The organism is Actinoallomurus acaciae, from assembly GCF_042429965.1.
Classification (GTDB): Bacteria; Actinomycetota; Actinomycetes; order Streptosporangiales; family Streptosporangiaceae; genus Actinoallomurus; species Actinoallomurus acaciae.
Window position 1 is genome coordinate 1 of the sequence record NZ_JBHLZP010000319.1, and the last position, 9515, is coordinate 9515.

General features: G+C 70.1%; 11 protein-coding genes, 2 pseudogenes and 1 riboswitch. Of the genes and pseudogenes, 4 read left to right on the forward strand and 9 right to left on the reverse strand.

Translation table 11 applies throughout. The features are described from left to right. Positions 1-86 precede the first annotated feature (86 nt). Entirely contained in the window at positions 87-722 is a 636-nt protein-coding gene (locus ACFFNX_RS32295) for an ATP-dependent Clp protease proteolytic subunit (protein ID WP_378209659.1), read from the reverse strand. Between the two features lie 111 nt (positions 723-833). Between ACFFNX_RS32295 and ACFFNX_RS32300 the strand changes: the two genes are divergently transcribed. From ACFFNX_RS32300 to ACFFNX_RS52425, 3 genes and pseudogenes are all read left to right on the forward strand, one after another. After that, positions 834-1442, forward strand: a complete 609-nt coding sequence (locus ACFFNX_RS32300) for a carboxymuconolactone decarboxylase family protein (protein ID WP_378209660.1) — start codon at positions 834-836, stop codon at positions 1440-1442. 105 nt (positions 1443-1547) lie between these two features. Next, positions 1548-1961, forward strand: a pseudogene (locus ACFFNX_RS52420) (transposase); the annotation flags it as partial. Between the two features lie 12 nt (positions 1962-1973). Continuing rightward, positions 1974-2111 (forward strand): annotated as a pseudogene (locus ACFFNX_RS52425) (IS701 family transposase); the annotation flags it as partial. Between the two features lie 394 nt (positions 2112-2505). Here the strand turns inward: ACFFNX_RS52425 and glyA are convergent. The 7 genes from glyA to gap form a co-directional block, all read right to left on the reverse strand. Beyond that, positions 2506-3771, reverse strand: coding sequence for a serine hydroxymethyltransferase (glyA, locus tag ACFFNX_RS32310; RefSeq protein WP_378209662.1), 1266 nt, complete (start codon positions 3769-3771; stop codon positions 2506-2508). Between the two features lie 16 nt (positions 3772-3787). Continuing rightward, positions 3788-3871: riboswitch (ZMP/ZTP riboswitch) on the reverse strand. 18 nt (positions 3872-3889) lie between these two features. Continuing rightward, positions 3890-4306, reverse strand: a complete 417-nt coding sequence (locus ACFFNX_RS32315; RefSeq protein WP_378209663.1) for a DUF5655 domain-containing protein — start codon at positions 4304-4306, stop codon at positions 3890-3892. A gap of 105 nt (positions 4307-4411) precedes the next feature. Beyond that, positions 4412-4783 (reverse strand): RNA polymerase-binding protein RbpA, encoded by a 372-nt coding sequence (locus ACFFNX_RS32320; RefSeq protein WP_285584093.1) that lies wholly within the window; start codon positions 4781-4783, stop codon positions 4412-4414. Positions 4784-4865: 82 nt separating this feature from the next. Then, complete coding sequence (gene secG / locus ACFFNX_RS32325) at positions 4866-5108, reverse strand: preprotein translocase subunit SecG (protein ID WP_285584091.1); 243 nt, start codon at positions 5106-5108, stop codon at positions 4866-4868. Positions 5109-5237: 129 nt separating this feature from the next. Next, on the reverse strand, positions 5238-6044 hold the full coding sequence (tpiA, locus tag ACFFNX_RS32330) for a triose-phosphate isomerase (RefSeq protein WP_378209664.1): 807 nt from the start codon (positions 6042-6044) through the stop codon (positions 5238-5240). A gap of 2 nt (positions 6045-6046) precedes the next feature. Next, positions 6047-7237 (reverse strand): phosphoglycerate kinase, encoded by a 1191-nt coding sequence (locus ACFFNX_RS32335; protein ID WP_378209665.1) that lies wholly within the window; start codon positions 7235-7237, stop codon positions 6047-6049. A 5-nt stretch (positions 7238-7242) separates the two neighbouring features. After that, positions 7243-8247 carry a type I glyceraldehyde-3-phosphate dehydrogenase gene (gene gap / locus ACFFNX_RS32340; RefSeq protein WP_378209666.1) on the reverse strand — a complete coding sequence of 335 codons (1005 nt, stop codon included), beginning with the start codon at positions 8245-8247 and terminating at the stop codon, positions 7243-7245. A gap of 331 nt (positions 8248-8578) precedes the next feature. Between gap and ACFFNX_RS32345 the strand changes: the two genes are divergently transcribed. Then, positions 8579-9184: a hypothetical protein gene (locus tag ACFFNX_RS32345; RefSeq protein WP_378209667.1), complete on the forward strand. Its 606-nt coding sequence runs from the start codon at positions 8579-8581 to the stop codon at positions 9182-9184. Positions 9185-9248: 64 nt separating this feature from the next. On the opposite strand, the gene whiA is transcribed toward ACFFNX_RS32345, so the two are convergent. Beyond that, a partial coding sequence (whiA, locus tag ACFFNX_RS32350; RefSeq protein ID WP_378209668.1) for a DNA-binding protein WhiA occupies positions 9249-9515 on the reverse strand: 267 nt, incomplete at its 5' end.

The following is a 9515-nucleotide window of genomic DNA, read 5'->3' on the forward strand; positions in this document are numbered from 1 at the left end:
ACTGCGCCCTGCGGAGGCCGTGACCTCGTCGCGGCGGCCCGGCCGCGGTGGCCGGTGGCCGGTGGCCGCCGTGCGCCCGGCCGCGATCATGAACGGTTGCCGGCGATCGCGTCGATGAGGCCGTACTCCCGCGCCTGCTCGGCCGTGAACATGCGGCCCTCCCGCGCGTCGTCGCGGATCTCGTCCACCTCACGGCCGGTGACCTCGGCGAGCCGGATGTAGAACGCGTCGACCTTCCGCCGGTAGGCCTCTTCGTGGATCGCGACGTCGGAGGCGGCGCCGCCGCTCTCGGCGCGCGGCTCGGTCAGCAGGAGGGTCGCGTGCGGGGTCATCTCGCGGCTCCGCCCGGCCGCCAGGATCAGCAGCGCGGGACCGCCCGCCTGGCCGATCACCACCACGTTCACCGGGCAGGACAGGATGCCCATCGTGTCGGCCACCGCGAACGCCGCCTCGAGGTCGGCGTCCGGGGCGCGCAGGTGCAGGGCGATCGGCTCGTCGCCGCCCCCGTCGAGCATGATCAATCGCGCGGAGAGATCGGTGGCGAGCTCACCGTCGATCCAGCCGTTCGCCAGCACGATACGCCGATCGAACAGCAGGTCGGCGGCGCTCGGCCCCTCCTGCGGGCCACGCTGCGGCAGGTCGAGGGGATCGCGCCGGGGCTCCGGCCGCGACGGTTCCCACGGGAACTCGGGCGGAAACGACGGCACTGTCATGGTGACCATCCCCTCTCATCCGGCCTGGCGTTCCGCCCCCGACGATAGTCCGGCTCTCGGTTCCCCGCGCCGCCCGCCGTACGCGGATCGGCCGGGCCGCGGCGCGATACGGTGCTGTCCGTGATCGACGAGCCGCGCCTTCCCTCCCTGCATCCCGACGATCTCGACGACGAGCAACGCGACGTCTACACGGCGATCGTCGGCGGCCCCCGCCCGGCGAACGTCTTCTCGTTCGTCGACGAGGAGGGCCGGCTGCTCGGCCCGTTCAACGCGATGCTCTACAGCCCGGCCGTCGGCGATCCGCTGCAGGAGCTGGGCGCCGCGCTGCGGTTCCGGACGAGCTTCACCAAGCGCGAACGGGAGATCGCGACCCTTGTCGTCGCGGCGCGGCTCCGCTCGGACTACGAGTGGTACGCGCACGAGCGCATCGGCCGCCGGGCGGGCCTGACCGAGGACGAGCTGACCGCCCTGCGTACCGGCGCGGACCCGATCCTGGCCGACGCGCGGGAGCGGATCGTCCACGAGACGGCCCGCGCGCTCGCCGCCGACGGCGACCTGTCCGCGCCGATGTTCGCCGAGGCGACGGCGTCGCTGGGCCGCGCCGCCGTGGTCGAGCTCGTCACCCTCGTCGGCTACTACTCCGCGCTCGCACTGCAGCTGCGCGTGTTCCGCGTCGGCGTCCCGAACGGCGAGTCACGGCCCTCCTGGGAGCCCGGCCCGGCCTCCTAGTACTACATGCCTAGATCGCTCCTGGCGATCGATTCGTTTCTCTGCGTGAGTGGGTTGGGGTGTGTGACGGTGTTTGCATGCCCCAGCCTTTAGCGGTTCATCAACTTGACCCCGTGGGACGCCGACGGGCTAGGCGATGAGGTCCGGGCTTATGCGATGGAACACGTCGCCGACGTGCGGGCAGTGCTGATCGCCGACCCGACCGGGTTCGCGAAGAAGGGCACCAAGTCGGGCCGGGGTGCAGCGGCAGTACCCCGGGACGCTGGGACGCTGGGCCGGATCGACAACTGTCAGATGGGAACGTTCCTGGCCTATGCCACCCCGGCTGGGAACCGGGTGCTGATCGACCGGGAACTGTATCTGCCCGAACGGTCCTGGTGCGATGACCCGGGCCGGAGGGCCGAGGCCAAGGTGCCTGAGGAGGCGAGGTTCGCGACCCGCCCGCAGCAGGTGACGGCCATGATCACCCGCACGGTGGCTGCCGGGGTGCCATTCGCATGGTTCGCCGCCGATGAGGAGTTCGGCCAGAAAAGGTGGCCGATCGAGGAATGTTTCGAGGCGGCCAAACAAGAAGCCGGACTCGACCAGTACCAGTTCCGGCTCTACCCCGCCGGGTACCGGCACATCACTTTGGCGATGCTCGCCCTGGGATTTCTCGCCGTTCTCCGCCGTACCCCAAAAAGGGAACCCACCCCCTATGGACAACCGGCAGCGCCCCAAAGCACACATCCAGCAGAACATCACGAACCACATCAAACCGCTGGCCGCCTGCCACACCACCCCGGCCGACGGCTGATCGCCCTGACCATCGGCGAGATCCGCCGCCTGTTCAACCTGACCGATAAAGACGATCACACCGGTGAACCGGGACTCTACTGGTCCACCCACCGACGCAACCACCAAGCCCAAGCACGCAGACACCACTTCCGACGCCTGCGCCTCCAAGTCCTACAGATCTAGCCATGTAGTACTAGGCCTGGCGCTCGTCCTCCGCGGGACTCAGAGGCGGGCTCCGGCGCGGGCAGGAGGATCCACCGGACCCGCCCGCGCCGGGGTCGATGCGTCAGCGGGTGGGTGCCCAGCCCGGCATCGGGAAGCCGGTCAGCAGGTCCTGGACCTCGCCCGCGATCTTCTCGAGCGCGGGTCCGTCCTCCGCCGCCACGACCGCCCGGTCGATCCACTCGGCGACGGAGGTCATGTGCTCCTCGGTGAGACCGCGGGTGGTGATCGCCGCCGTGCCGAGGCGGATGCCCGACGGACTCCACGGCTTGCGCGGGTCGAAGGGCACCGTGTTGAAGTTCAGCTCGATACCGGCCAGGTCGAGCGCCTTGGCCGCCGGCTTGCCGGCGATGTTCTTGTTCGTCAGGTCGATGAGGATCAGGTGGTTGTCGGTGCCGCCGGAGACGAGGTCGAAGCCGCGGGCCGTCAGCGCGGCCGCGAGGGCCTTGGCGTTGGCGACGATCTGCCGCGCGTAGGTGCGGAACTCCGACCGGGCGGCCTCGTTCAGCGCCACGGCGATCGCCGCGGTCGTGTGGTTGTGCGGACCGCCCTGCAGACCGGGGAAGATCGCCTTGTCGATCGCGGTCGCGTGCTCCTCGGTCGTCATGATCATGGCGCCGCGCGGACCCCGCAGGGTCTTGTGCGTCGTCGTCGTGATCACGTCGGCGTGTCCGGCCGGGGACGGGTGCGCTCCCCCGGCGACCAGGCCGGCGATGTGCGCGATGTCGGCGACGAGAACGGCGCCGGTCTCCCGGGCGATCTCGGCGAACGCCGGAAAGTCGATCGTGCGCGGGATGGCCGTGCCACCGCAGAGGATGACCTTCGGGCGTTCGCGGCGCGCGAGGTCGCGCACCTCGTCCATGTCGACCCGCCCGGTCGACCGGCCGACGCTGTAGTGCACCGGCCGCAGCCACTTGCCGGTGATCGACACCGGCGAACCGTGGGTCAGGTGCCCGCCGTGGGCGAGCTCCAGCGACAGGAAGGTGTCGCCCGGCTCCATGAACGCCAGGTGCACGGCGAGGTTGGCGGGCGAGCCGGAGTACGGCTGCACGTTGGCGTGCGGGACGCCGAACAGCGCACGGGCGCGCTCCTGGGCGAGCTCCTCGACCGGGTCGATGACCTGCTGGCCCTCGTAGTAGCGCTTGCCCGGGTAGCCCTCGGAGTACTTGTTGGTCAGGACCGAGCCGGTGGCCTCCAGCACGGCGGGCGAGACGTAGTTCTCCGACGCGATGAGCCGGATCTTGTCATGCTGGCGCGTGGCCTCGGCCTCGATGAGGTCGGCGACCGCGGGGTCGGCGTCGGCGAGATGGGACAGGCGTGGCTGGTGCACGAAGCCTCCTTGCGGCTCCAGACACCCAGGCGCGCGGTGTCGGACTGCTTCGCTCCCCGGTGGTGAACTCCACCTCGATACGCCAGTCGCGAGGCCACCCATGGTAGCCGCCCGCCGATCAGTCGGTGGCCGCGTCGAAGGACTCGTCGAGCCAGGCGCACACCTGCTCGTCCACGTCGGCGGGGTCCAGCAGCTTGATGACGTGCATCGTCCGGTCCCCGGAGACGGGCAGCCGACGGGCGACGCGCGCGTGCTCGACCGGACGGGGCAGGAACAGCCAGAGGTTCAGCGACCGCGCCTTGGGGCGCACCTCGGCGAGCTTGCGGTCGCTCTTCAGGAACACCCCGACACCGACGGCGTCGGCGTGGACGGGCCCCAGCGTGGCCAGATGGTCGACCAGCCGGTCGTAGATCTCCCGGTAGGCCTCCGGCCAGGGGGCGAAGCACTCCTCGACCGTGCAGCCGGGCACGCACACGTGCGCCTGCCGGGCGCGCCCGAACTCGCGGTCGCACCGCGGACAGGTCCACCGGCTCACGGGCCCACCCTAGGGCCTGTCGCGCGGCGGAGGGTGGTGAGACGGGCCCGAAACGGCGACGGCCCGGTGGACGCCGAGGCGTGCACCGGGCCGTCGCGGCCATGCCTAGTTGCGGGCGCGCTCCATGGCCGCCTGGATCGCGGCCCGCTCGTTGCGGAGCTTGGTGAGGGCCTCCTCGAGGATGGCCTCACCGTCGGCGTCGCTGCGCCGCTCCTTCACGTACGCGAGGTGCGTCTTGTACGGCTCGTTGCGCGGGGGCGCAGGGGGGTTCTGGGGGTCCTTGCCGGCGGGGAAACCACAGCGGGGGCAGTCCCACTGGTCCGGTACGGCGACGTCGGTCGCGAAGCTCGGCCGCGATTCGTGCCGGTTCGCGCAGTAGAACGTCACCCACACCCGGGGTGCCGCTTCACCGCGCTCGGCCTCTCCCATCGGGCCGGCACCGACGCGGCTGCCCCGAATGGCGTTGCCACTACCCACGGAGTACTCCTCGTTATTCCTGCCGTCGCGACGAGGACGCGACGGCCGTCAACACTGCCTGGCGATATGCCCGTGCCGCGGATCAGCCGTGGTGGCCGTGTGCGAACAGCAGGCCCAGGGCGATGATCGACAGAAACCAAATGATGCCCGTGCCGATCGTGAGCCGGTCGAGGTTGCGCTCGACCACGGACGACCCGCCCAGCGATGAGCTGATACCGCCACCGAACAGATCCGACAGGCCACCGCCCTTGCCCTTGTGGAGGAGGACGAGCAACACCATCAGCGCGCTCGTGATGATGAGGACGATGGAAGTTCCGATGATCACAGCAGTTCAGCGCTTTCGTGATTCACCCCGCCGGGCGCGGGGAATAGTCGCGTATTCAGGTCATCCGTTCCGAGGGTACGTCACTACCCCCGCCTGTCTCAGCAGAAACGCTCAGTCCGGCAACGGATATCAGGCGAGCCGCTCACGGAACCGGCAGATCTTGATGAACTCTCCGGCATCGAGGCTGGCACCCCCGACGAGCGCCCCGTCGATGTCCGCCTTGGCCATGATGCCGGCGATGTTGTCACCCTTGACGGAGCCGCCGTAGAGGATGCGCACCTGATCGGCGAGATCTCCACTGTACAGCTCGGCGAGGCGTGTGCGGATCGCGCCACACACCTCCTGCGCGTCATCGGGGGTGGCGACCTCGCCGGTGCCGATCGCCCAGACCGGCTCGTACGCGATGACGATCTGCCGGGCCTGGTCCGCGGGCACCTTCTCCAAGGCGCCTTCGAGCTGGCCGAGCGTGTGCGACAGGTGCTCATTGGCCTGGCGGATCTCCAGGCCCTCCCCGACGCACAGGATCGGCGTCAGCTCGTGCTTGAACGCCGCCTTCACCTTGGCGTTGACGAGCGCGTCGTCCTCGTTGTGGTACTCACGGCGCTCGGAGTGGCCGGCGAGCACGTAGGTGCAGCCGAGCTTGGCGAGCATCGCCCCCGACACCTCGCCGGTGTAGGCGCCCTTCTCGTGCGCCGAGATGTCCTGGGCGCCGTACTTCAACACCAGCCGGTCGGCGTCCACCAGCGTCTGCACGCTGCGGATGTCGGTGAACGGCGGGAGCACCGCGACGTCGGTCGCCTCGTAGTCGGCCTCCTTGAGACCGAACGCCAGCTTCTGGACGTGCGCGATCGCCTCGAGGTGGTTGAGGTTCATCTTCCAGTTGCCGGCGATGAGGGGCTTGCGGCCCCCCTCGCCGGCGGCACTCTTCGGCGCCACGATCAGTCCTCCAGAGCGGCCAGGCCGGGCAGCGTCTTGCCTTCGAGGTATTCGAGGCTCGCGCCGCCGCCGGTCGAGATGTGCGAGAACCCGTCTTCGGGCAGGCCCAGCTTGCGTACGGCCGCCGCCGAGTCACCGCCGCCGACGACGGTGAACGCGTCCGAGGCGATCAGAGCCTCGGCCACCGCGCGGGTGCCGCCGGAGAAGGCGTCGAACTCGAACACGCCCATCGGGCCGTTCCAGAACACCGTCGCCGCGTCGGCGAGCCGGCTCGCGAACAGTTCACGCGTGCGGGGGCCGATGTCGAGGCCCTCGCGGTCGGCCGGGATCGCGGTCGCGCCGACGACCTCGTGCGGCGCGTCGGCGCCGAACTCGGTCGCGGCCAGCACGTCGACCGGCAGCACGAGCTCGACACCGCGCTCCTCGGCCTCCTTGAGGAAGCCGCTGACCTGGTCGAGCTGGTCCTCCTGCAGAAGGGAGTTGCCGACCTCGTGGCCCTGGGCCTTGAGGAAGGTGTAGGCCATGCCGCCGCCGATGAGGAGGCGGTCGACCTTGCCGAGCAGGTTGGCGATCACACCGAGCTTGTCGGAGACCTTCGCGCCGCCGAGGACCACCACGTACGGGCGCTTGGGGTCCTCGGTGAGCTGCTTGAGCACCTCGACCTCGGCGGCGACCAGCCCGCCGGCCGCGTGCGGAAGCCGCTGCGGCACGTCGTAGACGCTGGCGTGCTTGCGGTGCACCGCGCCGAAGCCGTCGCCGACGTACAGCTCGGCGAGACCGGCCAGGGCGTCGGCGAACGCGCCGCGCTCGGCGTCGTCCTTGCTGGTCTCCCCCGCGTTGAAGCGGAGGTTCTCCAGGAGGGCGACCTCGCCGTCGGCCAGCGCTCCGGCCGTCGCCGCCGCGGACTCGCCGACCGTGTCGTCGGCGAAGCGCACCTCGCGGCCGAGCAACTCGCCCAGGCGGGCCGCGACCGGCTTCAGCGAGAACTCCGGCTGTGGCGTCCCCTTGGGGCGGCCGAGGTGGGCGCACACGATGACGCGTGCGCCCTTCTCCGCGAGCTCGTTGATGGTGGGCACGCTGGCGCGGATGCGGCCGTCGTCGCCGATCACGCCGTCGGCGAGCGGGACGTTCAGGTCCGAACGGACCAGGACCCGCTTGCCGCGCACGTCACCGAGCTCATCGATCGTTCGCATCGGGCTCAGAGCCTCGCACCCACGAGCTTGACGAGGTCGACGAGGCGGTTGGAGTAGCCCCACTCGTTGTCGTACCAGCCGACGACCTTGATCTGGTCGCCGATCACCTTGGTCAGGCCCGCGTCGAAGATGCAGGACGCCGGGTCGGTGACGATGTCGCTGGAGACGATGGGGTCCTCGGTGTAGGTGAGGATGCCGCGCAGCGGGCCCTCGGCGGCGGCGCGGAGCGCGTTGTTGACCTCCTCGACCGTGGTCTCACGCGACAGCGTGGCGGTGAGGTCGGTGGCCGAGCCGGTCGGCACCGGCACGCGCAGCGCGTAGCCGTCGAGCTTGCCCTTGAGCTCGGGCAGCACCAGGCCGATCGCCTTGGCGGCGCCGGTGCTGGTCGGCACGACGTTGAGCGCGGCGGCGCGGGCGCGGCGCAGGTCCTTGTGCGGGCCGTCCTGGAGGTTCTGGTCCTGGGTGTAGGCGTGGATCGTGGTCATCAGGCCACGCTCGATGCCGAAGGTGTCGTTGATCACCTTGGCCATCGGGCCCAGGCAGTTGGTGGTGCAGGACGCGTTCGAGATGATCGTGTGCTGCGCCGGGTCGTACGCGTCGTCGTTCACGCCCAGGACGATCGTGACGTCCTCGTTCTTGGCCGGCGCGGAGATGATGACCTTCTTCGCGCCGTTCTCGGCGTGCACCTTGGCCTTGTTGGCGTCGGTGAACAGGCCGGTCGACTCGACGACGATGTCCACGCCGAGGTCGCCCCACGGCAGCTTGGCCGGATCGCGCTCGGCGAAGGCCTTGATGGTGTGGCCGCCCACGGTGATCTCGTCGGCACCCGCCTTCACGTCCTCCGGCAGCCGGCCGAGGATGCTGTCGTACTTGAGCAGGTGAGCGAGCGTGGCGTTGTCGGTGAGGTCGTTGACCGCCACGATCTCAACGTCGCCACCGGCGGCGTTGAGAGCACGCCAGAAGTTACGGCCGATACGGCCGAAGCCGTTCACGCCAACCCGGATGGTCACGGCACCATTCTCCTTCGTCCCCGGCGTCGTCTACCGGGGGCATTGACTTCATCTTTTTCAGATCCGACCTTATCGAACCCGGGCGGGGAACTCGTCACCGCGGCGCCCGGGCGATCGGCCCGCCGCCCGGCCGGGAGCCAACATCCATGGCGGGCGGCGAACCAGAAGCAGCCTAATTGGTCTAGACCATGTTGGTCCAGTCGTGGTCTAGACCAAATTGTCTGGAACCATACGCATCATCCGCCCATCAAACCCACCACGGATCAAGGGTGGGGCGCTGATTCATCAGGTGAAGACCTGCCTGCGCCCACAAAACGGCAAGGTAGGTGTCATGCACGAATCGTCGGCGCGCCCACGTGGGGGCAACGGCAAGGCGATCGCCGCAGGATTGCTCGCGATGATCCTCGGCGCCGCCCTCTGGGCGGTCATCACCGTCGTCACCGCGCACGAGTTCAGCCTCGTGGCGATCGGGGTCGGGGCCCTGGTCGGCCTGACCATGTTCGCGGCCCGGCCGTCGAGCACGGGCATCGCCCTGGTGGCGGCCCTGTTCACGGTCATCGGCTGTGCGCTCGGGGATTTCCTCGCGTACGCCGCGCACAAGGACCACATCGCCTTCTCCAGGCTCATCAACGTCGAGATGCACCACCCGAAGCTGTACTTCGACTCTCTCGACGGCAAGACGTACCTGTTCTGGGCGATCGGCGCGGCCGCGGCGTTCAGCATGGTCCTGCGGCGCATCCAGGCCGCCCGGGCGATGGCGGCCGCACCCGCACCGTACGCCGCTCCCCAGCAGCCGTACGCGCCGCAGCAGCCGTCCGGCCCGGCGTACCCGGGCCCCCAGCAGCAGTATGGGCAGAACCCGCAGCCGTACGGGCCGGGGCAACAGCAGCCCTACGGCGGGCAGCCCGGCCAGGGACCGCAGTATCCGCAGCGCTGAGCGTCCCCCAGCGCATGAGGAGGGCCCGCCGTCGCCCGGCGGGCCCTCCTCGCGTTCGCCGGTATCAGGGGGCGAGCATGTCGGCGGTGACGTTGGCCTCGGTGCCGGCGATGCCCTGGTCCATGGCGCGCTTGTCGGCCATGGCCAGCAGCCGCCGGATCCGGCCGGCGATGGCGTCCTTGGTCAGCGGCGGCTCGGCGAGCTGGCCGAGCTCCTCCAGCGAGGCCTGCTTGTGCTCCAGGCGCAGCCGGCCGGCCGCCACGAGGTGCTCGGGGGCGTCGTCGGCGAGGATCTCCAGCGCGCGGGCGACCCGGGCCCCGGCGGCCACCGC

Bases quoted from the DNA above. Each gene is read 5' to 3' on its own strand.
- ACFFNX_RS32295 (WP_378209659.1), bottom strand. From the start codon at position 722: ATGGTCACCATGACAGTGCCGTCGTTTCCGCCCGAGTTCCCGTGGGAA.
- ACFFNX_RS32335 (WP_378209665.1), bottom strand. From the start codon at position 7,237: ATGCGAACGATCGATGAGCTCGGTGACGTGCGCGGCAAGCGGGTCCTG.
- ACFFNX_RS32345 (WP_378209667.1), top strand. From the start codon at position 8,579: ATGCACGAATCGTCGGCGCGCCCACGTGGGGGCAACGGCAAGGCGATC.